The organism is Sphingobium sp. WCS2017Hpa-17 (assembly GCF_031843765.1).
Classification (GTDB): Bacteria; Pseudomonadota; Alphaproteobacteria; order Sphingomonadales; family Sphingomonadaceae; genus Sphingobium.
The window spans coordinates 544649-566892 of sequence record NZ_JAVTIV010000002.1 but is presented as its reverse complement, the minus strand read 5'-3'; the positions used below and the strand labels follow the sequence as shown (position 1 = coordinate 566892).

Genomic DNA, 22244 nt, shown 5'->3' with positions numbered 1-22244 from the left:
GTCATTGTCCTTTGAAATTGGGGCCGCGCTTTTCGGTGAAGGCAGTGACGCCCTCCGCGAAATCCTGCGTGGCGGCGCACAGGCCGGCGGCCTGCCCCTCCAGCGCCAGTTGATCGGTCAGGGCGTTGCCGGATGCGGCGTTGAGCAGCAGTCGGGCCTGTCCCAGCGCCACGGTCGGCGCGGTCGCTAGGCGAAGGAGCAGCGTTTCCGTCGCTGCGTCCAGTTCGGCATCGGGATGCAACCAGGTGGCAAGCCCGCAATCCAGCGCCTCCTGCGCGCTCAGCCTGTCACCCAGCAGGCACATCTGCTTTGCTTTGCGCATGCCGACGATGCGCGGCAGGTGCCAACTGGTCGCACCGTCGGGGCTGGTACCGATGCCGGCATTGGCCACCATGAACAGGGCGGTATCGGAGATGATCGCGAAATCGGCCGCCGCGACATAGCCGATGCTGGCCCCTGCACAGGCCCCGCGCACCTTGGCGACGATCGGCTTGGGCATGCGTTCCAGCAACGCGAAAAGCGGCAGCGTGTCGAGCGCCAGCGTTTCGAACAGGGTGCTGCGGTCTGCGGGCGAAGCATCGGCACTGCGGGCGAAGGCCTTCACATCGCCGCCGGCCATGAAATGATCGCCAGCGCCCGTCAGTAATATTACGCGCACATCGTCTCGCCGCTCGCATTCGCGCAGGAAGGCGATCATGCCCTGCACCATGGCTGCCGTCAGCGCATTGCGGGCGGCAGGGCGGTTGAAAATGATGCGGGCGATGCTCCCGTCTATGTGCGTGAGCAGTTCAGGCTCGGACATGCGCGTCTCCTGATGGGGCCGGCCAGTAGCGCGCCTTCAACAGGCGTTTCAGTAACTTGCCGGTAGGTTCGCGCGGCATGTCGGCTTCAAAGTCGATACTGCGCGGGCATTTGTTGGTGGCGAGCCGTTCGCGGCACCAGCCGATGAGGTCATCGGCGAGCGCCGGACCGGCCATGGCAAGATCGCGAAGCTGGACGACTGCCTTCACTTCTTCGCCATATTCAGGGTTGGGAATGCCGAAGACGGCCACATCCTGCACGGCGGGATGGGTGCTGAGCAGATTTTCCGCTTCCTGCGGGTAGATGTTCACGCCACCCGCATTGATGACATAGTCACGCCGGTCGGTGAGGAAAAGATAGCCGTCCGCGTCGACATGGCCGATATCGCCGAACGTCGCCCAGCCGCGCGCATCATAGGCGCGGCCGGTCTTGTCCGGATCATTATGATAGGTGAAGCCGCCGCACCCTTCGAACATGACGAGGCCAGTCTGCCCGGCGCCGAGTTCGCGCCCGCCATCATCCACGATATGCAGGATGCCGCGCGTGGCTCGCCCGACCGATCCCTTCCTTTGCAACCATTCCTGCGGGCCGATCGCCGTCTGGCCAACGGATTCGGAACCGCCATAATATTCGTGGAGGATCGGCCCCCACCAATCCATCATCGCGTCCTTGACCGGTATCGGGCAGGGCGCGGCGCTGTGGAGGGCAAAGCGGTGAGTGCTGTTGTCGAAGCGGCGCTGGTCCGGGTCCAGTTGCAGCATGCGCACGAACATGGTGGCGACCCACTGGCTATGGGTCACGCGATAGGTTTCGAGCGCGCGCAACGCTGCGGCGGCGTCGAATGTCTCCATGATGATGGCCGTGCCGCCGGCCTGCTGCACCGCCATCGTCCATTTGAGCGGTGCGGTATGATAGAGCGGGGCGGGCGACAGATAGACGGTGTCGCGATCCAGCTGGAACAGGCCGACCAACGTGGTGGTGAGCGGGTGCGGCTCCCCGATCGGTGCGGGGGTCAGATGGGGCGTGATACCCTTGGGCCGACCGGTGGTGCCGGCGGAATAGACCATGGCGCTGCCGCGCGTTTCGTCCGGGATCGGCGTGACAGGCAGTGGCGCGACGGCGCGGTCGTAGCTGTCACCGAGCAGGAGTAGTTCAACATCCCGGCCAAGGATCGCGGCGATCCCGTCATGATCGACCGTGGGCGAGGCAAAGAGCAATGTAGCGCCGCTATCACGGACGATGTAGGCCGCTTCATCCGCCTTCAGCCGCGTACTGATGGGCACGAAGAGCAGGCCCGCATTATAGGCGCCCCAGGCAATCTCATGATAATGGGGGCTGTTGTCGATCCAGAGGGCAACGCGGTCGTCCGGTCGCAACCCGCGCGCGCGCAGCAGGTGCGCGACGCGATTTGCGCGATCGTCCAGTTCGGCGAAGCTGACCGCCTGCCCACTGCCCGCCATGATGATCGCGGGGCGGCTGTCCTGTCTGTAATCGCGCAGATGCATGGGGTCAGCGATTGTTGAAGCTGGCCTTGCGCTTCTCCTTGAGCGCGGCGAGGGCTTCCTTCAAATCCTCGCTGGTCATGGCATATTGTTCCAGCGCCATGGCGAATTCGAAATGGTCGAGCGCGGCGCGCTGCATGCTGTGGTTGAGCGCGCGCTTGGTATATTGGACGGCAATTGGCGGCAGCACGGCGACCTTGGCCGCCAGTTGCTGCGCCAGTGGTAGCGCCTGTTCCGGTTCGTCCACCAGTTCACTGATCGCGCCAAGGACATGCGCGTCTTCCGCGCTGATCGGGTCGCCGGTCAGCAGGTGCCGCTTGGACTTGAGCAGGCCGAAGGCAGTCGGCCAGACCAAAGTGCCTCCGTCGCCCGCGACCAGCCCCACCTTCACATGCGGATCGCCGATCCTGACATTGCGCGACGCGACGATGATGTCCGCTGACAGGGCCAGCGACGTGCCCAGACCATAGACATCGCCCTGTAGCGCGACGATCACCGGGACGGCGATTTCCGCCATGCCATGAATGACGCGCCGGCCATTGTCATAGGCGTCCATGCGCGCGTCATAATCCTCGATCAGGCGATGGATTTCGTCGAAATTACCGCCGGCCGAAAAGCAACGGCCGGTGGAGGCGATGACCAACGCGCGCAGTTTGCCCGGACGACGCAGCCTTTCGATCACCGACACAATCTCGCCGGTCATCACTTCGTCCATCGAATTCAGCACATCGGGGCGGTTGAGCGTCAGCGTCGCGACATGATCCTGCTCGGCATAGATGATGGACGTGTACTCGCTGGCCATGTGCCCTCCCCGAAATTTGATTGTCTGTGTATGATAATCTTGCGAACTTATTTTGCAATCCGTATCGTCACCCTAAAGTAGGATCGTGGAGAGGATATATGGCAAAGCGTTTTGACGGGCGCGTCGCGCTGGTCGTGGGGGGTACGTCGGGCATCGGACTGGCGACGGCGCAGGCTTTCGCGGCAGAGGGCGCGCAGGTGATGATCGCCGGGCGTCGGGCAACGGAGGGTGAGGAAGGCGTCGAAGCGATCTGCGCGGCGGGCGGCACGGCCGATTTCGTGCAGACGGATATCACCCAGCCCGAATCGGTCGCGGCGATGGTGGCCAGAACGGTCGAAACATTCGGCGCCCTGCATGTCGCCTATAATAATGCCGGGATTACCGGCACGGTAAACCTGTTCGTGGAGGATGCCGACCTTGCCATGTTCGAACAGGTGATGGCGATCAACGTCACCGGCACATGGCTGGCGATGAAATATCAGGTGCCCGCCATTTTAGCATCCGGTGGCGGCGCCATCGTCAATTGCGGATCGGTGGCGGGCCTGCGCGGCAGTCCGGGATGCAGCGCCTATTATGGCAGCAAACATGCGGTGCTGGGCATGACCAAATGCGTGGCATTGGAAAATGCGGCGCGTGGCATTCGCGTCAATGCTATCTGCCCCGGCCTTGTGATGACCGATCTGGTCGAGGCGGGCTTTGCCGGCGCGGAAGACAAGCTGGCGATGCTGACCGCCAGAATCCCGATGCAGCGTCCCGGCCTGCCGCAGGAGGTGGCGGGCGCGGTACTGTGGCTGGCGTCTGAGGAGGCGAGCTTCATCAACGGCGTGGCATTGCCGGTCGATGGCGGCACAGCAATCTGAAAGGGAGCAGGTGATGGAAAAGATCTACGGCTTCGTGCCGATTGCCATTCATGACGGCAAAACCGCAGCATTTGAAGCGGCGGCGCGCGCTTGCCACGATGCCATCCTGCCCGACATGACCGGTACCCAATATTATGAATGGTATCTGAGTGCGGACGGGCGGCAGGCCTATGTCATCGAGGTCTATGACGATCCTGCGGCGCTGGCGCTGCATGGGAAGATGCAGAATGGCCGGGTGGCGGAGGTCATGGCCCATGCCGACCTGTCGATCAGTTTCGCCGGGCAGGTGCCTGATGCCGTGCAGGACAGGATGCGGCAGAAACTCGGCCATGTAGATTATCTGGGGCCGCTTGCCTTCGGCCGGATGACCGATCCGGCGCCGCATCGCGTGCCGCCGCCGGGCGATGAACGACTTTGTGCCCTTGCCTGGTTCAGGCCGCATGAGGGACAGGCGGAACGGTTTCGCGATCTGGCGCGGCAGGCCTATGATCAGGCTTGCGCCCTCGATCCCGGCACGTTGGGCTATGAATGGTTCTTCGACGCGGATAGCCATTGCGTGGCGCTGGACGTCTATCGCGATCCTGATGCGATGCAGGCCCATATGCGCAATTGCGGACCGATCATGGCGCAGATGCTGGAGATTGCCGACGCGCGCACGATCCTGTTCGGTGCGTTACCGCCGGAGATCGAGGCGCGCCTGCGGCCGGAACTGGGCATCACCCGTTACCCCCGCCGATTGCATGGGATCGGTTGACGCATGCCTGCTGTTGCAGGCCATTGGGACTGACGACCGCCGCTTCTAAGCGGCCGGACCCGCACCTGCCCGCCGGATCGCGTCCTGAAAGGCGCGCGCGGTCGGCGGAAGGTCGCTCTTGTGTATCATCCACAGGCGGGTGCGAAAGACCGGGACAAGCGGGCGCAGGATCACCTTGTCGACATGCAGGCGAGAAAGCGAGCGCGACAATATCGTGGCGCCGAAGCCGGCGGCGACCAGCCCCAGCAGGGTCGCGAAACTGCCGACCTCCAATGCGATGCTGGGGCGGAAGCCGGCCTGTTCGCACAGGGCAAAGAAATGGTCGTTGAAGTCCGTGCTGCTGGTGGTGGCGTAAAGGACGAAAGGCACGCCGGCGAGATCGGCGATGGACGGGTCTGCCTCGCGCCGGGCGAGATCATGGTCCTGTCGCAGGGCGAGCAGCATATCCTCTTCCAGCAACCATGTGGCGCTGAGGCCATCGGGCAAGGTCGGAGCCGCGACACCACGAATGATGCCGATGTCCAAATCTCCCCGTTCGATCAACGTGACCTGATCGTCACGCCCCAGTTCCTGTACGCGCAGGTCGACATGAGGAAAACCCTGGCGGAAATCATAGAGCGCGTCGGCAATTTCCGGCACGAATGGGGCGGAGGCAGTGAATCCGAGCGCGAGCCGTCCCAAATGGCCATTCTGGGTCCGGCGGGCGACCTGCGCCGCATGGTCCGCTTGCACCAGCGTCTTGCGCGCCTCGGGCAGGAACAGCCGTCCTGCCTCCGTCAGCGCGACACGGCGGCTGGTCCGGTCGAACAGACGCGCGCCCAGTTCCTCCTCCAGCGCGCGGATCTGCTGGCTGAGCGGCGGTTGCGACATGCCCAGCCGACGGGCCGCCCGGCCGAAATGCATCTCTTCGGCCACGCAAAGGAAATAACGCAGATGCCGCAAGTCCATAAGATCAGGTCGCCATAGATATCAATCATGCTTTATTAGATATTGGACACGAAATAGACAACTGCCCATAGGCCGCTTCAAGGGTGGCGTTTTGAAACCATAATAGACGCCCTTCGCACAGCATGGCGCAGGATATGGCGGGTCGAGCGCCTACATGCGTTGTTCCTCCTGCGGCCCTGGTTGAACGGAGAGGCGGAAATTCACTACCGGCGGTTCTGGCCGGCGTGACGAGTGCGGGAGTCCTGGTTTGATCGGTATCGTCAAGGTTGCGCTGAATCGGCCGTTGACCTTCATCGTGATGGCGATCCTGATTGCGATCGTCGGCATCATGGCGGCGGTGCGCACCCCGGTCGATATCTTTCCCAATATCCGTATCCCGGTGATCGCCGTGGCCTGGCAATATTCGGGCCTGCCGCCGGAGGATATGAGCAATCGGATCGTCACCCCCTATGAGCGGGTGCTGACCACGACCGTCAACGATATCGAACATATCGAAAGCCAGTCGATGCAGGGCATTGGCATCGTGAAAATCTATTTCCAGCCCGGTGCCGACATCCGCACCGCCACGGCCCAGGTAACGTCGGTGTCGCAGACGGTGTTGCGCCAGATGCCGCCGGGCGTCACCCCGCCGCTGATTCTGAACTATAGCGCATCGACCGTGCCGATCCTGCAACTGGCGCTGTCGGGTCAGGGCCTGTCGGAACAGCAACTGTTCGACCTGGGCCAGAACCAGATCCGGCCGCAACTGGTGACCATTCCGGGCCTGGCCATGCCCTTCCCGTCAGGCGGCAAGCAGCGGCAGATCCAGATCGACCTCAACCCCGTCGCGCTCCAGTCCAAGGGGCTGACCGCGCAGGATGTCGGCACCGCCATCGCCGCGCAGAACCAGATCAATCCCGCCGGTTTCGTGAAGATCGGCGCGACCCAATATAGCGTGCGGCTGAACAATGCGCCGGGCACGATCGAAGCACTGAACGACCTGCCGGTGAAGGTGGTGAACGGCGCCACCATCTATATGCGCGACATCGCCTATGTTCGCGACGGCAACGGGCCGCAGACCAATGTGGTGCATGTGGAAGGCCGCCGGTCGGTGCTGCTGACCGCGCTGAAGAATGGCGCGACGTCGACGCTGGCGATCGTGGACGGGGTGAAGGACACGCTGCCCAAGATCAGCGAGACATTGCCCGACAGCCTGAAGATATTGGTGATCGGCGACCAGTCGCTGTTCGTGAAGGCGGCGGTCGAGGGCGTGATCCACGAAGGCGCACTGGCCGCAGCGCTGACGTCGCTGATGATCCTGCTGTTCCTGGGTAGCTGGCGGTCCACCGTCATCATCGCGCTGTCGATTCCACTGGCGATCCTTGCGGCGGTCGCGGCGCTGGCGATGTTCGGTCAGACGCTGAACGTCATGACGCTGGGCGGACTGGCGCTGGCGGTCGGCATCCTGGTCGATGACGCCACCGTGACGATCGAGAATATCAACTGGCATCTGGAACAGGGCAAGGGGGTGGTGGAATCCATCCTGGACGGCGCGGCGCAGATCGTGACGCCGGCCTTCGTATCGCTGCTGTGCATCTGTATCGTGTTCGTGCCGATGTTCTTCCTGCCGGGCGTCGCGGGTTTCCTGTTCGTGCCGATGGCGCTGTCGGTCGTGTTCGCGATGATTGCATCCTTCATCCTGTCGCGGACGCTGGTGCCGACCATGGCCATGTACCTGCTGAAGCCCCATGTCGAACATGGTGATGCGCATATGGCGGGCAGCGCCACGTCGCGGAACCCGCTGGTGCGGTTCCAGCGCGGGTTCGAACGGCAGTTCGAGAAGGTTCGCAGCAGCTATATCGGGCTGCTGCGCGGCGCTCTGAACGCGCGCAAGCCGTTCCTGCTGGGCTTTATGGGCATCGTCATCCTGTCTTTCGGCCTGCTGCCGATGCTGGGCAGCAATTTCTTCCCGGCAGTGGATTCGGGCCAGATCGCCATGCATGTGCGCGTGCCGGTGGGCAGCCGGATCGAGGATACCGCCGCCCGCTTCGAGCGGATCGCGTCCGCGGTCAAGGACATGGTGCCGGCGCAGGAACTGGACGCCATCACCGATAATATCGGCCTGCCGGTCAGTTCCATCAACACCGTCTATAATAATAGCGGCACGATCGGTCCGCAGGATGGCGACATGATGATCGCGCTGAAGCATGGCCATCGCCCGACCGACGAGATTGTCGGCAAGCTGCGCGAGGAACTGCCGCGTCGCTTCCCCGGCACGACCTTCGCCTTCCTGCCGGCTGATATCACCAGCCAGATCCTGAATTTCGGCGCCCCGGCCCCGATCGATATCCAGATCGCCGGCAAAAATGCCACCGCCAACCGCGCCTATGCGCAGAAGCTGCTGGCCAAGGTCGCGACCATTCCGGGGCTTGCCGATGCGCGCATCCAGCAGCCGGGCCGGTCGCCGCAGCTGGACGTCGACGTCGACCGCAGCCGCGCGGGCCAATATGGCCTGACCGAACGCGACGTGACCACCAGCCTCGCCAGTTCGCTGGCGGGTACGGCGCAGACTGCACCGGTCTTCTTCGTCGATCCCAAGAGCGGCGTATCCTACCCGGTGGTGGCGCAGGCGCCCGAATATCTGGTCGGATCGATCAGCGACCTGTCCAATGTGCCGGTGTCGGCAGCGGCGGGTGCCAATGGCGCGGTGCAGCCTTTGGGTGGGCTTGCCACGATCGAGCGGTCGAACACGGTGCCGGTGGTGTCCCATTATAATATCGCGCCGGTGCTGGACATCTATGCCACGGTGCAGGGGCGCGACCTGGGCGCAGTCGCGGGCGATATCAACGCTGCCATCAAATCGTTGGAAAAGGATGAGCCCAAGGGCGCGACCATCACCATGCGCGGCCAATATGCCACGATGAACACCGCCTTCTCCGGCCTGGGCTTTGGTCTGGCGGGCGCGATCATCCTGATCTACCTGCTGATCGTCGTCAACTTCCAGAGCTGGGTCGACCCGTTCGTCATCATCACCGCCCTGCCCGCAGCGCTGGCCGGCATCGTGTGGATGCTGTTCGTCACTGGCACCACATTGTCCGTTCCGGCGCTGACCGGCGCGATCATGTGCATGGGCGTCGCAACGGCCAACTCAATCCTGGTCGTCAGCTTCGCGCGGGAGAAGCTGGCCGAACTGGGCGATGCCACCGCCGCGGCAATGGAGGCCGGCATGGTCCGCTTCCGCCCGGTGCTGATGACCGCGCTGGCCATGATTATCGGCATGGGTCCGATGGCGCTGGGTCTGGGCGAAGGCGGCGAGCAGAATGCGCCGCTGGGCCGCGCGGTGATCGGCGGTCTGGTCTGCGCCACCATCGCCACCCTCTTCTTCGTCCCCGTCATCTTCAGCTTCGTCCACCGCCGCCACAAGGCCGCCGACCCCCAGATGGAAATGCAGCCCAGCCATGTCTGATATCATCCCGGAACAGAATCAGCCCGTCACCGGCCCGGACAGCCGAACGCTCAAGCGGGTGGGTATCGGCGCCGCCGTGATCGCCATCGCCGTCGTTGGCGTGGGCATGGCAACCCGGATCAGCGCGACCAACGAACTGCGCGGGACCGCGGAAAAGGCCGCCATACCGTCCGTCGCTGTGGTGTCGCCCAAGCAGGATGGCAAGGGCGGCGCGCTGGTGCTGCCGGGCAATGTCCAGGCCTATAACAGCGCCGCCATCTATGCCCGGACCAACGGCTATGTCAGCCGCTGGCTGGCCGATATCGGCGACAATGTCCGCGCCGGACAGTCGCTGGCCGTGCTGGATGCGCCGGAAGTCGACCAGCAGCTGGCCGCGGCGCAGGCCGATTACCAGACCGCATTGGCGCAGCAGCGGCTGGCCGACACGACCGCCAGGCGCTGGGCCGTGATGCTGGCCAAGGATGCTGTGTCGAAGCAGGAATCGGACGAGAAGAATGGCGATCTGGCCGCGCGATCGGCCGTCACCAACGCCGCACTGGCCAATGTGAAGCGGTTGCGCGCCTTGCAGGGCTTTACCCGGCTGGCAGCACCCTTCGACGGCGTCGTAACCAGCCGTGCAGCGCAGATCGGTGCGCTGGTGGTCGCCGGCAATGCCGCGTCGCAGCCTTTGTTCACCGTGTCCGATGTGCATCGCATGCGCATCTATGTGCGCGTGCCGCAGGGCTATTCGGCGCAGGTGAAGCCGGGCATGGCCGCCACGTTGACGCTGCCCGAATATCCGGGCCGCACCTTCACCGCAAAGCTGACCAGCAGTGCCGGCGCGGTCGATGCGCAATCGGGCGCAGTGCTGGTGCAGTTGCAGGCCGACAATCCCGATCGGGCATTGAAGCCCGGTGCCTTCGCGCAGGTCAGCTTCAATGTCGGCCAAGGCGGCGGTAATGGCATGTCCCTGCCGGGCAGCGCGATCCTCTATGGCAATGACGGCCCGACCGTCGCGCTGGTCGGTCGCGACAATCGCGTGACCGTGCGTGCTGTCACCATCAGTCGTGACGAAGGCGCGACCGTGCTGGTATCGGGCGGAATCAAGCTGGGGGACAAGGTAATCGATTCCCCGCCGGATTCGATCCAGTCGGGCGACAGGGTGACGGTTGCGGCCGGCGGCAAGGGCACGGCGCATGCGGGTTAAGCTGGTGCGGCGCGCGCTGGCGGGGCTGAGCCTCAGCCTGCTGGGCGCCTGTTCGATGGCGCCGGACTATCAGCCGCCGCAGATTGCCGCGCCACAAGCCTATAAAGAAATGGCAGGCTGGACCCAGGCGACGCCTATGGACGCCGCGCCGCGCGGTCCGTGGTGGAGCATGTTCGGCGACCCGGTGCTCGACGATCTGGAAACGCGGGCGGAATCGGCCAGCCCGACGCTTGCGGCCGCGCTCGCCCGCTACGATCAGGCGCGCGCGGTGGCGCGAGTCGAGGCGTCGGACCTGATCCCGACCGTTGGCGTAGGCGCCGATGGCAGCCGCCAGCGCGTGTCGGGCAACCGGTTTCAGGGCAATGGCACGGCGCAAACCTATAATGACTATTCGGTCGGTGCGGCGCTGGACTATGAGTTGGACCTGTGGGGCCGCATCCGCAACAGCGTGAAGGCCGCACAGGCCGATGCGCAGGCGAACGAAGCCGATCTCGCTGCCGCGCGGCTCAGTTTGCAGGCGGCGGTGGCCGATGCCTATGCGCGCCTGCGCGGGCTGGATGCGCAGGCGGACCTGCTGCACCGAACGGTCGAGGCGTTCGATCGCGCTTACCGGCTGACAGACACGCGCCACGAGGGCGGCATCGCATCGGGGATCGACGTCAACCGCGCGCGCACGACATTGAGCAATGCCAAGGCGCGGATTTCGGCGGTCGCCAACGAACGGGCGGCGACCGAGCATGAACTGGCGGCGCTGACCGGCGCTGTGGCCTCCGATTTTTCGATAGCGCCAAAGGTGCAGCCGCTCGGCGCGCCAGAGGTTCCCGCCGGTGCGCCGTCTACCCTGTTGCAGCGCCGGCCGGATGTGGCGGCGGCAGAACGACGGATGTTCGCCATGAACGCCCGGATCGGAGTGGCGCGCGCAGCCTTCTTCCCATCGCTGACGCTGGGACTGAGCGGTGGCTGGCAGGCGACCCATGGAGAGTTGCTGACGACGCCCAACAGTGTCTGGGGCCTCGGCCCACTCGCCGCCGCGCTCACCCTGTTCGACGGCGGTCGACGCAAGGCGCAGGTCAAATTGTCGCGCGCCGACTATGAAGAACAGGCGGCCAGCTATCGCACCACCGTGCTCGGCGCCTTTCGCGAGGTCGAAGATGGCATTGCCGCGCTGCGGCATTTGTCGGTCCAACTGGTCGACCAGCGCGACGCGGCACAGGCCGCGCAGCGCACCAGTGACCTGGCCTTCACCCGCTATCGCGATGGTGCATCCGACTATCTGGAAGTCGTCACGGCCCAGACCGATGCGCTCGATGCCCAGAGTGCATTGCTGAGCGCGGAAATTGCGCGGATGCGTGCCAGCATCGCGCTGGTCAAGGCGATAGGCGGGTCGACCAGCCCGGCTTAATCGGGGCAGGTGGTGGACGGCGACATGACGGTTGCTGTCCACGCTCGACAATATTCCACATCAGTCTGCTATCCTGCAACTTTGCCAACTGCGGTCGTTCAGCACGACAATTGATGACATGGAGCAATCGTTGCGGTGCAGCAATTATCGCTTTGATGCCATATGTGTTGAATAGTACGAAACGCCTTTCCTGACGCCACTTTGACAACTGGCCCAGAGCACGGCACAAGACAGGCTGGCCCATTCGATAATGACGCACCTTGCTGGGCCAGTTAGTCTGGATAGGATATCATCATGGCCGATGCCGAACAGCCCGATTATACGAGCCTGACCGTCCAGTTGCTGAGCGCTTATGTCGCCAACAACACAGTCGCCAGTGAAGATCTGGCAACATTGATCCAATCGACGCGCGCTGCATTGATCGCCGAAACTGCACCAGCCGAACCGGAACCGGTCGAACATGTGCCTGCGGTAAGCGTGCGCAAGAGCATCGCTTCGCGCGACCATATATTGAGCCTGATCGACGGACGGCCGTACAAGACGCTGAAGCGGCATCTGGCCACCCATGGGCTGACGCCGGCCGATTATCGTGCCCGCTATGGTCTGCCCGAAACCTATCCGATGGTGGCGCAGGCCTATTCCGACCAGCGCCGTGCGGTCGCGCAAAAGCTGGGCCTGGGTCAACGCGGCACGCAGGCGCGTATCGCGGCCGCATCCGCCATCGCTCCGGTTGCCGAGGCCAAGCCTGCCACGCCGCCCGCCACGCAAAAGGCGGCCGCACCCAAGGCCGGCACCGACAAAGTGACCAAGCCCGCCGCCACGTCCCGGAAAAAGACTAGCGCCAAACCCGCTGCTGCCCCGGTTGCCGGCGCACCGATCGTGAGCGAAGCACCAGTACCCAAGCCGGTCGCGAAAAAAGCCGCGCGCAAGCCCAAAGCCGAAACGCCGGCAAAGGCGGCGCCGGTTGCTGCGGAGCCGGCAAAGGCCAAAAGCGCCGCCAAGGCACCCGCCACGCCAAAGGCGCCGCGCAAGAAGCTGGGCATCAAGGCGGATAAGGCCAGTGCCGCATCCTGATTGAACGCAGGTGCCGCACCGACCCATGGTGCGGCACCCGTCAGGCTGGATCAGCGGCGGCCAGCTTGTAGCGTTCCTGCGACGCCAGCCGAATACTGGCATTCGGCGCACCATAGCCTTCATAGCCACGGCGCTCGACAAATTCGAAGAAGAAGCGCTTGTGAAAAGCGCGGCTATAAAGTTGAAGATAGTCGCCGCCATTGCCATCGGCATCATAAAAGATGTTCGCCTGCGCCAATGCATCACGCCGCTGATCGTCAAGGGCAAAGCGAGCCGCGACATCATCATGATAATTGGCCGGGATCGGCAGGATTTCGGCGCCATCCTTTACCATGCTTGCCGTCCGCGCCAGCAAGTCCGGCGTGGCGAGCGCAATATGTTGATAGCCGCCGCCGACATTATGTTCGACAAAGCGCGATGACAGGGTTCCAACCGCTTCCGATGCGTTGAGGGTAATGCGCAGCGCGCCATCCGCCGATTGCAGCGGCTGGCTCAGTACCAGTCCCGACGGATCGATCACATCCGCCTGGAAACTTTGCTGCAAGCCGAACAGCGATCGCCAATAGAGTTGCCAGGACAAATACTCCTCGATCCGCACGACGGCGGCGAGATGATCGATGGATAATGGTGCCTCATCGATCACGGCGCCGGTGGGCGTAAATTCACCGTGCCACATGGCGTCGACATCATCCGCCCCAATCAGATAGACCAGGCTACCGCCAATGCCGCGCAAGGCGGGGAAGGCAAGGTTGCCCGGCGCGTCACCATCGTCGATCGTGCGGATGCCAAGATGGGCCGCGCGCGCGGCGACCGCATCGCGCTCGGGCACCACCAGCCCGACGGCACAGATGGATGGGCCATGGGCGGCGCGAAAATCATGGCCGAACCCCACTCCTTGCGCATTGACAACCAGATTGACCGATCCCGCCTGCCAGCGGCTGACCGCCTTGGTAGGGTGGGTACCGGTCCGCACGAAGCCCAGCGAAGCGAACATGCTCTCCAGTGCGGCGACGTCTTCGTCGCCGACCGCGAACTCCACAAATTCCGGACGAACATTGGCCGGCGGCGCAGGGGTCGCAGCGGGCCGATCGAGCAGACGCAACGCCGCATCCTCGACATAGCGAAGCGAGCGCAGGCCATCGGCAGCAATGAGGTCCGCAGACCAGCCACGAAAGCGATCGTTGAAGATTTCCAGCGAAAGCGGCCCCTGATAGCCGGTCGCCAATATTTCGGCGACATAGGCTTCGACCGATAGGCCGCCCTGCCCCGGAAAGTTGCGGAAGTGACGGCTCCAGTAGAGCAGGTCCATATCCAGTTTCGGGGCGTCGGCCAGTTGTACGAAGGCGATCTTGTCGCCCGGAATAGCCCGGATGCTATCGTTGGGGATACCGCGTGACAAGGAATGGAAACTGTCGAGGATGATGCCGACATGGGGATGATCCACCGCCTCAACAATCGACCAGGCGTCGCGATGGTCGAAGACATGACGGCCCCAGGCAAGCGCTTCATAACCGACGATGATGTCGCGGCTGGCGGCCAGTTCGCCCAGCTGCTGAAAGTCGGCGACGATCCGGTTGCGTTCGCCCAGCGCATGGGGCGAGCAGTTGGAACAGATGAGGATGTGCCGCGCGCCAAGTTCCCCCATCAGGTCGAACTTTGCCGCCGCCCGGTCGAAAGCGCGCTGACGCATGGCGCCGGGCATGCCTTCAAAATCGCGGAACGGCTGGTAGAGCATGCAGGAGAGGCCGAGATCCTCCAGCATCGCGCGCACTTCGCGCGGACGCAGCGGCGAGGCGATCAGGTCATTTTCGAAAATCTCCACCCCGTCGAAGCCGGCAGCGGCAGCCGCGCGCAATTTCTCCTCCAGCGTGCCACTCAATGATACGGTCGCGATGCCGAATTGCAGGGTCATGGCGTGACTCTCCTCCTTGCCGCATCGATGTAACGTACCAAATGGTTCATAAACGACAAGCCGGTTGCGACCAGCCGACCGCGCGCGCGTATCACCCCGCCAGCGCGGCGCGGAAGCTGGCGCCCATGCGGGCGGGATCGGCGATGCGGCCGGTAAAATGCTGGAAGGCGCCAACCGCCTGGAAAATGGTCATGCCGCTGCCGTCCAGCGTGGTGCAGCCGGCCTCGCGGGCTTCGCGCAGCAACTGGGTTTCCAGCGGGAAATAGACGATATCGGTGACCCACAGTCGGGGTTCGAGCAATGCGCGGGGGATGGCCGATCCGGGATGGACCGCCATGCCCATGGGGGTGGCGTTGACGATGCCGTCGGCGCCTGCGACTGCCGCGCCGAGATCCTGCCCCACGACCGCACGACCCGCGCCATGGGCGGCGCAGAGCGCTTGCGCCAGGGCGGTGGCACGGTTGCCGTCGGAATCGAACAGGGTCAGTTGCGTCACGCCGAGGTCCATCAAGGCATGGGCGGTGGCCGCCCCAGCTCCACCCGCACCCATCTGCACCACGCGGTCGGTGGCGGTACCGCGCGGCAGGCCGGAGCGGAGATTTTCGGCGAAACCGGTGACATCCGTATTATAGCCGATCCGACGACCGTCGCGGAAGACGACGGTGTTGACCGACCCGATCTGCGCTGCCTGCGGTGACAGTTCATCGAGATGGGCGATCACCGCCTGCTTATAGGGGTGGGTGACATTGACGCCGGCGAAACCGGCCAGTTGCAGCGCGTCGAGCAGCCGGGACAGGTCGTTGCCGTCCATGCCATCCGCCGCGAAATCGAACAGGCGATAGACGAGGCGCACGCCCTGTGCGTCCGCTTCGCTTTCATGCAGGCGCGGCGTCAGGGATGCCTGAATATCCCGCCCGATCAGGCCGGTCAGATAGCGGGCGGGGACGGAGCGGGTCTGGGTCAAGTGGGGTCATCCGGTTGGGAGAAAATATCCCCGCCGCCCGATGCGCCGGGCGGCGGGGCAGGCGGAGAGATCAGAATTTGAACTTCGCGCCGACATAGAAGGAACGACCAACCATGTCGTAAGTGCCCGCATCGGTGCCGTTCTGCGAGCTGGCGACGAAGGGAATAGCCTTGTCGAACAGGTTGGTAATGCCGCCGCGCAACTGCATATTGTCGTTGATGTCGAGCGTGGAGAAGACATCGAACAGGTTATAGGGCTTCACCCCGACCTGCTCCGCCGCCGGCGTCGTGATCGCGCTGATGTCACGCAGCTTGCCCTGATAACGCCAGCGCAGGCCGATGCCGAAGACGTCGGAGCTGTAGCCCACGGTGGTCAACGCCTTCCATTTGGGCAGCGGGCGACCCGGCGTGCTGGTGCCGACGAAATCCTGCGACGCGGAGCCCGGCAAGGTCTGAACCTTATAATGGTTCAGCCAGCCGATGGCCGAGGACGCATAGATCTTACCCGAACCGCCACCGATGCCGGCCTCCGACAGTTTCAGCGACCAGTTAACCTGCACATCGACGCCATCGGTGTCCAGTGCGCCGAGGTTCAGATATGGCTGGGCAATGGCGACGAGCTGACCGGTGGGATCGCGCTGAACCAGCTGGCAGAATTCGTTGCTGTTCGAATAGCTGCTGTTCGATCCATCCAGATTATAGCATTTGGCAAGGACAGTCAGACCATTGATGGTCGAAATGACGTTACTGATCTTGATGTTATAATAGTCGACCGAGAAGGAGAAGCCCGACAGCCAGGGCGAGGACAGTTTCGGATTGAACACGAAGCCGACATTGAAAGTGTTCGCCTTTTCCGGGGTCAAGCCGCTGTTGCCCTGAATATTGCCGCCGGTGGCGGTGGTGGCAAACTGATAGGCGTCGATCGCAGCGGCCGGGATGCCCTGCGCCAGGCAAAGGTCACGCACCTGCGCACCGTTCGTACCGGTCCGGGCGGAGGAGCGGACGTCGCACGGATCGCCGATGGCGGCGGGCGGCGTACCGATCGCCAGCTGTGATCCGGTGACGGGCGAGAAAAGCTCGCCGATATTGGGGGCCCGCACCGCGCGCTGGAAGCTGCCGCGGATCAGCAGCGCGTCCACCGGCTGCCATCGGGCATCGAATTCATAGCTCTTCACGCTACCGGTCGTGTTGTAATCCGAATAGCGGAAGGCGGCGCCGACACCGAGTTCATGGAAGAAAGGCGTATCCGACAGCAGAGGCACGTCGATCTGCGCCGCGAACTCCTTGACGCTGATCTCCCCCTGCGCCGGATTGGAGCCGACGACGGCTTCAATATTGTTCGACACCAGATCGGGGCTGGGATCATATTTATACGTATTCTTGCGATAGCCGGCGAGCAAGGCCAGTTGGACCGGGCCGGCGGGCAGATCGAACAGCGGACCGTTGACCTGGCCCTGGACCTGCGTCTGGGTCAACCGTTCGCGGTTGTGGACCGTTGCCGTCATATATTGCTGGCATTCGCGCGACAGGCTGGCCGCGTTGCTGATGCCGAAAGGATTAAAGCCGCCGGCACACAGCGAAGCGCCGCCATCGGCCGCATTCAGCAGCGTCTGGACCCGCGACTTCAGCACCGCGTTGAACATCGACTGGTTATGGACCGTCTCGTCATAGGAGACAAAGCCGTCGAACTTCCACGACCCGGCAATCGTGCCCTTCAGACCGCCAAGATATTGCTGGACCCGGTAATTTTCGTCCCAGCCCTTGTCGCCAATACCCACATAGCGGCCGCTCCAGCGGAACGGTGCATCGGGACTGGCGCGCGAGGCCAGCAGCGTGCGCAGGTCGGTCGGGATGAAGGGGTTGGTCACCGGAATGGTGGTGAAGGGCGCGAACTGCGTCAGGCTGCCACCTGCTTCGGTCGTGACAGTGGAGTCGACATAGAGGAACTGACCATAGGCGGTCAGCGATTCCGTCAGGTCGAACTCGCCCTTGGCAAAGGCCGATTTGCGCTCGAAGGCGTTGAGCAACTGCAATTGCGGGCCGACCGGCATGCGGACATTGCCACCCACCACGGCATAGGCGCCGGTCGTCGGCCCCTTATAATTGACTGCGCCGGTCTGGACGAAGAGCGAGCCGTCATTGTTGAAGCCCAGGTTCAGCGTCGGATTGACGGGATTGGTCACGCCATAGCTGGCGAACAGGCCGTTGAGCACCGCCTGATTGGGCAGGTTGAGCGCATTGGGCACGAACGTGCCGGTGCCGATGAAGGAGGACGGCACCTTGTCTGCGAAGAAGCCGCGCTGCGAACCGGAGAGCGGATCGCGCTGGCCATAGCTGAGCGCCAGCATCAGCCGGCCGCGATCGTCGGCGAATTTGGTGCCCAGCGCCAGCGAGGCGTTGAACTTGTTATAATCGCCGCGGAAGCTGTTGCCATTCTGGATATCGGCGCGAATGCCATCGAAATATTTGTCGGTCTTGAAATTGACCACGCCGGACATGGCGTCCGACCCGTAAATCGCCGACGCACCGCCGGTGATGACATCCACCGAACCGATGATCGATTCCGGCAGGATGTTGATGTCGACATTGCCGTTGATATCCGACAGCGGCAGGCGGCGGCCGTCGAGCAGGACGAGGTTGCGGTTGGAACCCAGGCCGCGCAGGTTGAGCGTCGCGCGGCCGCCGGCGCCCTGTCCGCCGGTGCCGGCATTGCCCGACGGGGTGAAGCCGGGCAGCTGGTTCAGCGAATCTTCCAGTGTGATCTGGCCGCTCTGCTGAACCAGTTCATCGGACACGGTGACGATCGGGCTGACCGCGACATTGTTCGGGCGGGCGATCAGCGATCCGGTCACGACGATATCGGCGGTGGCAGGTGCGGCGGTGTCAGCAGCCTGCGGGGCCAGCGCGGTGGCGGCCTCCTCAGCCGGCGCGGCCTGGTCCTGTGCCCATAGCGGCGCGGCAAAGGCGCCCAGCGCCAGCGCGGCCAGCGATCCGCCGAGGCGAAGCTGCATGGTGAAACCTGTCTTCATTCCATCCTCCCTTTATTATTACTAACTAGTTCGTACATAATTTCGTGCGACCCGAGGCTCTATTGTCCCTTAGGGCTATATTCTGAACCGTCTGTTGGTCAGTCCATCTCCACCCGGCGTACATCCCCCACGATGAAGACATAAGCGGCGGCTCCGACCAGCGCGAGCACGCCGATAAAGGCCAGTGCGCCGTAGAAGGAGCCGGTCTGCCCCACGATCACACCGACCACGATCGGCGTCACGATGCCCGCCAGATTGGCGCAGAGATTGAAGACGCCGCCAGTCAGGCCGATATATTGGCGCGGGGCGACATCGGAAATCAGCGTCCAGCCCAGATTGACCATGCCCTGCCCGAAAAAGGCGATAGACATGATGATGATGACCAGCGTGTTGCTCTGGACGAAATTGGCCGCGACAATGGTGGAGGCCAGCAGCAGGCCCGCGACGATCGGCAGTTTGCGCCCGATATTGGCCGAGCCGGTGCGGCGGATCAGCAGGTCGGACACCTGCCCGCCCAGCAGCACCCCGACTGAGGCGGCGATATAGGGCAGCACCGCGAAGGTGCCGGACTTCAGCCAGTCCATGCCCCGCTCGGTCGCCAGATAGGTGGGGAACCAGGTGAGAAAGAAAACCAGCGTCGAATTGCCGCAAAATTGCCCGATCGAGGCGCCCAAAATCTGGCGCTTACCCATCAGCTTGCGCACATTGGCCCAGGAGAAGGGGATTTTCTCGTCCGCCTTGGCGATCGTCAGGCCGCCGCCCGCTTCGATATGCGCGAGTTCGGCGGCATTGACGCGGCTGCTTTCACCCGGATCGCGATAGCGGGCATACATCAGCAGGCCGAACGCCATGCCGAGCGCCCCGGCAATCAGGAACAGGGCGCGCCAGCCAAAGCTGCCGACCACCCAGAACAGGACCGGCGCGAAGAAGGCGAGGCCCGCATATTGCCCCACGGCATAGACGGAATTGGCTCGCGCGCGTTCATCCTGCGGGAACCAACTGCTGAGAATGCGGCTGTTGCACGGGTAGCAAGGTGCCTCCGCCATGCCCAGCGCAAGGCGAAAGCCGAACAACATTGCCACATTACCGGCTATGCCGTGGAGCAAAGTGAAGAAGGACCAGAGGATCAGCGATCCGGCATAGGTGATGCGCGTGCCGAGCCTGTCAAGCAGCAGGCCGCCCGGAATTTGCGACGCGGCATAGGTCCAGGAAAAGGCGGAAAAGATGAAGCCCATCATCTCCGGGGAAATGCCGAGTTCCGCCGTCAGTGACGGAGCCGCCACGCCCATGACGGCGCGGTCCATATAGTTGAGCAGTGTGGCGACGCTGATGAGCGCCAGCACGCCGATGCGCGCGCGGGTGGGGCGCAGCAGCGTGGCAGGATCGACCGCCCTCATGCCGCGTTCCGCCGCTGGCTGAGGTGCCGCAGATGGCGCACGGCCAGCGGATAGCCGTCCGTCCCCATGCCCGACAGCATCGCCGTCGCCGTGCGTGTCACGATCGAGCGGGTACGCCATTCCTCGTCCCGGCGATGAATATTGGAAATATGGACCTCCACGATCGGGCAATCGCACATTTTGAGCGCGTCCAGCATGGCATAGCCGGCATAAGAGAATGCGGCGGGATTGAGGACGATGCCCATCGCACCGACGCGCGCTTCGTGCAACCAGCCGACCATCTCATGTTCGGCATTGGTCTGGCGGAAAATCAGGTCGACGTCCCAGCCTTCGGCTTCATGCCAGCAGGCGGCTTCGACATCGGCAAGCGTCTCGGTCCCATAGATATGCGGTTCGCGCACGCCCAGATGGTCGAGATTGGGGCCGTTCAAGATATAGATGCTACGCTGGCCCATGGCTGGCCCGATCCTCCCCGTCCGCCGGAATATGTTTCCCGATCTTGCAGAATCACGTCTACGCCAGTCCGAATATTTCGGCAAGCGAAATGTACGAACTAGTTCATACCATTTTTCGGCAGGCGATGGATGGCGATCCGGTCCGCCTGATAGGAACCGAGCCAAAGGTCGTCGCCCATCAGGACGGCCGCCGAAACGCCATTGAAGACCGGGTCGGGCGAGCCATAGGCGATCAGCGAGAAGCGCCGACTTTCCGGATCGAGCTGCGCCACGGCGTAGCCGCGATGGCAGAGCATGCCGTCAGCAACACCGTTGATGATCTGGCGCAAGCCGCCGCAGGCCGGTTCGTCGCGCACCATGCCGGCAAGCAGCAGTCTGTTGCCGTCCCAATGGATATTGTCCGGCATGAATTCGGGCGCCTGCGCGCGCCAGAGCGGCTGGCGCGTATCGGTCCGGGCATAAGCAACGACCTCGCGCAGGCCGAAGGCGATGACGTAAAAGCCGCTATCGTCGCGCGCCGTTTCCAGCCCGTTATTGCCAGGGAGTTCGGTGCCGGGCAGCAGACGAAAGGCGCGATCCCGTGGGCCGCGCTCGTAAACGCCGCCAGTTGCGCGTCCGAGCACGAAGTCGGTGATGCTGGTACCGGGGCGCGTCAGCACCGTGGCGAGCACGGTGCCATCGCTGTAGGAGGCCACGGCGTTGGCGACATGGCCTTGCGGCATGGCGAGGCACCCCTGCCAGCGCAGGGTCGGCGGTGCGGTGTCGTCGCGCGCGTCGATGGCGAAGACCTCGATCGCCTCCCGCCCGCCATGGTTGACGACGAGCAGTCTACCCTGCCCCGGCCCGGTCATCCGCAAGCTGAGGCCGCGCGCGGTGAACAGCGCCGGATCGGGCGGTGTCGCGCAATCGGGATAGGCCGGGTCTGGCGCAACCTGATCGGCGGCGGCGGTGAACCAGAATCGCGCCTGCCGCGTGCGGCTGTCCACCAGCTTCAGCCCCGCCCCGGTCGCAAAGCCGCTGGCGACGATCCAGGGCGTTTCGGAGATGTGGGCCAGATCCTCCGGCTTGTTCGCGCCGCAGACGAAGCTGAATTGCTCCGTTGGGGCACAGGCGTCGGTGGGGCGCTGTATGGACGATGTGGTCGCGCAGCCCGTCAGCACCAGCGCGGCTGTGCCGGCAAGGATGGAAAGCCGCGTCATGTGACGCGATAGACCCGGATGCGCACCGATGGTTTGGGCGCATCTTCGGGTGGCGCGCCGATCGTACCGATGAAGATCGCCTGATTGAGCCAGTCATGCGGGCCGATCGGCGCCTCGAAACTGGGGACGGTGCGCAGATAGCGGCTGGTGGCGCCGGGCACGCGGCTGTTGGTCAGGCCGACATTGCGGACATGGATCGGCGTGCCATCGTCGGCGCGCATCATATAGTCGGCCTCAATCACGGTCCAATTGTCGGCGCGCTGCAACTGCCAGTCCGCGCCGCCCGCGACCACCGTGCCCCGGATGCGGGGACCGGCGAAAGTGCCGCCAGTGATCGGCACGCGGCGGCGAGTGCCGATCGGGGTCGGGCCGATTTCTTCGGTCGGTTCCAGCGTCACGATCGCCTCATAGACGAAGTCGAGGCCGGGCATGTCGGTGGTGGCCGCCCTGCCCGGCACCACCGACAGCGCCATCGCGCCGCCGATACTGGCCAGCATATCCCGTCTACCGATCAT

General features: G+C 63.9%; 17 protein-coding genes. 6 read left to right on the top strand and 11 right to left on the bottom strand.

The genetic code is table 11. The annotated features are described in order from the left end of the window. Nucleotide 1: 1 nt before the first annotated feature. From RQH62_RS06635 to RQH62_RS06625, 3 genes are read right to left on the bottom strand one after another with little or no spacing between them, the layout of a single operon-like run. Nucleotides 2-802 carry an enoyl-CoA hydratase-related protein gene (locus tag RQH62_RS06635; RefSeq protein WP_311267959.1) on the bottom strand — a complete coding sequence of 267 codons (801 nt, stop codon included), beginning with the start codon at nt 800-802 and terminating at the stop codon, nt 2-4. Beyond that, the gene (locus RQH62_RS06630) at nt 789-2306 is read right to left on the bottom strand and encodes an acyl-CoA synthetase (RefSeq protein WP_311267958.1); all 1518 of its coding nucleotides are present in this window, start codon (nt 2304-2306) and stop codon (nt 789-791) included. The genes RQH62_RS06635 and RQH62_RS06630 overlap by 14 nt, the downstream gene beginning before the upstream one ends. Before the next feature lie 4 nt (nt 2307-2310). Then, complete coding sequence (locus RQH62_RS06625; protein ID WP_311267957.1) at nt 2311-3105, bottom strand: enoyl-CoA hydratase/isomerase family protein; 795 nt, start codon at nt 3103-3105, stop codon at nt 2311-2313. A 98-nt stretch (nt 3106-3203) separates the two neighbouring features. Here RQH62_RS06625 and RQH62_RS06620 point away from each other — a divergent pair, with 98 nt between their 5' ends. Together RQH62_RS06620 and RQH62_RS06615 are read left to right on the top strand one after the other, a co-directional pair. Then, a complete protein-coding gene (locus RQH62_RS06620; RefSeq protein ID WP_311267956.1) occupies nt 3204-3965 on the top strand; it encodes a glucose 1-dehydrogenase in 762 nt (253 codons plus the stop codon). A gap of 13 nt (nt 3966-3978) precedes the next feature. Next, nucleotides 3979-4719: an antibiotic biosynthesis monooxygenase gene (locus tag RQH62_RS06615; RefSeq protein WP_311267955.1), complete on the top strand. Its 741-nt coding sequence runs from the start codon at nt 3979-3981 to the stop codon at nt 4717-4719. A gap of 45 nt (nt 4720-4764) precedes the next feature. Here the strand turns inward: RQH62_RS06615 and RQH62_RS06610 are convergent, their stop codons facing one another. Next, nucleotides 4765-5667: a LysR substrate-binding domain-containing protein gene (locus tag RQH62_RS06610; RefSeq protein WP_311267954.1), complete on the bottom strand. Its 903-nt coding sequence runs from the start codon at nt 5665-5667 to the stop codon at nt 4765-4767. Nucleotides 5668-5914: 247 nt separating this feature from the next. Here RQH62_RS06610 and RQH62_RS06605 point away from each other — a divergent pair, with 247 nt between their 5' ends. From RQH62_RS06605 to RQH62_RS06590, 4 genes are all read left to right on the top strand, one after another. Next, a complete protein-coding gene (locus RQH62_RS06605; RefSeq protein WP_311267953.1) occupies nt 5915-9112 on the top strand; it encodes an efflux RND transporter permease subunit in 3198 nt (1065 codons plus the stop codon). Further along, entirely contained in the window at nt 9105-10298 is a 1194-nt protein-coding gene (locus tag RQH62_RS06600; RefSeq protein WP_311267952.1) for an efflux RND transporter periplasmic adaptor subunit, read from the top strand. Before RQH62_RS06605 ends, RQH62_RS06600 begins: the two co-directional genes overlap by 8 nt. Then, complete coding sequence (locus RQH62_RS06595) at nt 10288-11700, top strand: efflux transporter outer membrane subunit (protein WP_311267951.1); 1413 nt, start codon at nt 10288-10290, stop codon at nt 11698-11700. Before RQH62_RS06600 ends, RQH62_RS06595 begins: the two co-directional genes overlap by 11 nt. A 294-nt stretch (nt 11701-11994) precedes the next feature. Further along, a complete protein-coding gene (locus tag RQH62_RS06590) occupies nt 11995-12774 on the top strand; it encodes a MucR family transcriptional regulator (RefSeq protein ID WP_311267950.1) in 780 nt (259 codons plus the stop codon). Nucleotides 12775-12814: 40 nt separating this feature from the next. Here RQH62_RS06590 and RQH62_RS06585 read toward each other — a convergent pair whose 3' ends face one another. From RQH62_RS06585 to RQH62_RS06555, 7 genes are all read right to left on the bottom strand, one after another. After that, nucleotides 12815-14686: a TIM barrel protein gene (locus RQH62_RS06585; protein WP_311267949.1), complete on the bottom strand. Its 1872-nt coding sequence runs from the start codon at nt 14684-14686 to the stop codon at nt 12815-12817. A 91-nt stretch (nt 14687-14777) separates the two neighbouring features. After that, a complete protein-coding gene (locus tag RQH62_RS06580; RefSeq protein WP_311267948.1) occupies nt 14778-15650 on the bottom strand; it encodes a shikimate dehydrogenase in 873 nt (290 codons plus the stop codon). Between the two features lie 70 nt (nt 15651-15720). Next, nucleotides 15721-18678: a TonB-dependent receptor domain-containing protein gene (locus tag RQH62_RS06575; RefSeq protein ID WP_311267947.1), complete on the bottom strand. Its 2958-nt coding sequence runs from the start codon at nt 18676-18678 to the stop codon at nt 15721-15723. Between the two features lie 98 nt (nt 18679-18776). Next, complete coding sequence (locus tag RQH62_RS06570; RefSeq protein ID WP_311267946.1) at nt 18777-20075, bottom strand: MFS transporter; 1299 nt, start codon at nt 20073-20075, stop codon at nt 18777-18779. Next, nucleotides 20072-20530 carry a type II 3-dehydroquinate dehydratase gene (locus tag RQH62_RS06565; protein ID WP_311267945.1) on the bottom strand — a complete coding sequence of 153 codons (459 nt, stop codon included), beginning with the start codon at nt 20528-20530 and terminating at the stop codon, nt 20072-20074. Before RQH62_RS06565 ends, RQH62_RS06570 begins: the two co-directional genes overlap by 4 nt. Before the next feature lie 98 nt (nt 20531-20628). Beyond that, the gene (locus tag RQH62_RS06560) at nt 20629-21729 is read right to left on the bottom strand and encodes a hypothetical protein (protein WP_311267944.1); all 1101 of its coding nucleotides are present in this window, start codon (nt 21727-21729) and stop codon (nt 20629-20631) included. Further along, a complete protein-coding gene (locus RQH62_RS06555) occupies nt 21726-22244 on the bottom strand; it encodes a DUF3237 domain-containing protein (protein ID WP_311267943.1) in 519 nt (172 codons plus the stop codon). The genes RQH62_RS06560 and RQH62_RS06555 overlap by 4 nt, the downstream gene beginning before the upstream one ends.

Excerpts from the sequence above, each read along its gene's own strand:
- RQH62_RS06635 (WP_311267959.1), bottom strand. The coding sequence starts at position 802 with ATGTCCGAGCCTGAACTGCTCACGCACATAGACGGGAGCATCGCCCGC.
- RQH62_RS06630 (WP_311267958.1), bottom strand. The coding sequence starts at position 2,306 with ATGCATCTGCGCGATTACAGACAGGACAGCCGCCCCGCGATCATCATG.
- RQH62_RS06625 (WP_311267957.1), bottom strand. The coding sequence starts at position 3,105 with ATGGCCAGCGAGTACACGTCCATCATCTATGCCGAGCAGGATCATGTC.
- RQH62_RS06620 (WP_311267956.1), top strand. The coding sequence starts at position 3,204 with ATGGCAAAGCGTTTTGACGGGCGCGTCGCGCTGGTCGTGGGGGGTACG.
- RQH62_RS06615 (WP_311267955.1), top strand. The coding sequence starts at position 3,979 with ATGGAAAAGATCTACGGCTTCGTGCCGATTGCCATTCATGACGGCAAA.
- RQH62_RS06610 (WP_311267954.1), bottom strand. The coding sequence starts at position 5,667 with ATGGACTTGCGGCATCTGCGTTATTTCCTTTGCGTGGCCGAAGAGATG.
- RQH62_RS06600 (WP_311267952.1), top strand. The coding sequence starts at position 9,105 with ATGTCTGATATCATCCCGGAACAGAATCAGCCCGTCACCGGCCCGGAC.
- RQH62_RS06595 (WP_311267951.1), top strand. The coding sequence starts at position 10,288 with ATGCGGGTTAAGCTGGTGCGGCGCGCGCTGGCGGGGCTGAGCCTCAGC.
- RQH62_RS06590 (WP_311267950.1), top strand. The coding sequence starts at position 11,995 with ATGGCCGATGCCGAACAGCCCGATTATACGAGCCTGACCGTCCAGTTG.
- RQH62_RS06585 (WP_311267949.1), bottom strand. The coding sequence starts at position 14,686 with ATGACCCTGCAATTCGGCATCGCGACCGTATCATTGAGTGGCACGCTG.
- RQH62_RS06575 (WP_311267947.1), bottom strand. The coding sequence starts at position 18,678 with ATGAAGACAGGTTTCACCATGCAGCTTCGCCTCGGCGGATCGCTGGCC.
- RQH62_RS06570 (WP_311267946.1), bottom strand. The coding sequence starts at position 20,075 with ATGAGGGCGGTCGATCCTGCCACGCTGCTGCGCCCCACCCGCGCGCGC.
- RQH62_RS06565 (WP_311267945.1), bottom strand. The coding sequence starts at position 20,530 with ATGGGCCAGCGTAGCATCTATATCTTGAACGGCCCCAATCTCGACCAT.
- RQH62_RS06560 (WP_311267944.1), bottom strand. The coding sequence starts at position 21,729 with ATGACGCGGCTTTCCATCCTTGCCGGCACAGCCGCGCTGGTGCTGACG.
- RQH62_RS06555 (WP_311267943.1), bottom strand. The coding sequence starts at position 22,244 with ATGATCGGTAGACGGGATATGCTGGCCAGTATCGGCGGCGCGATGGCG.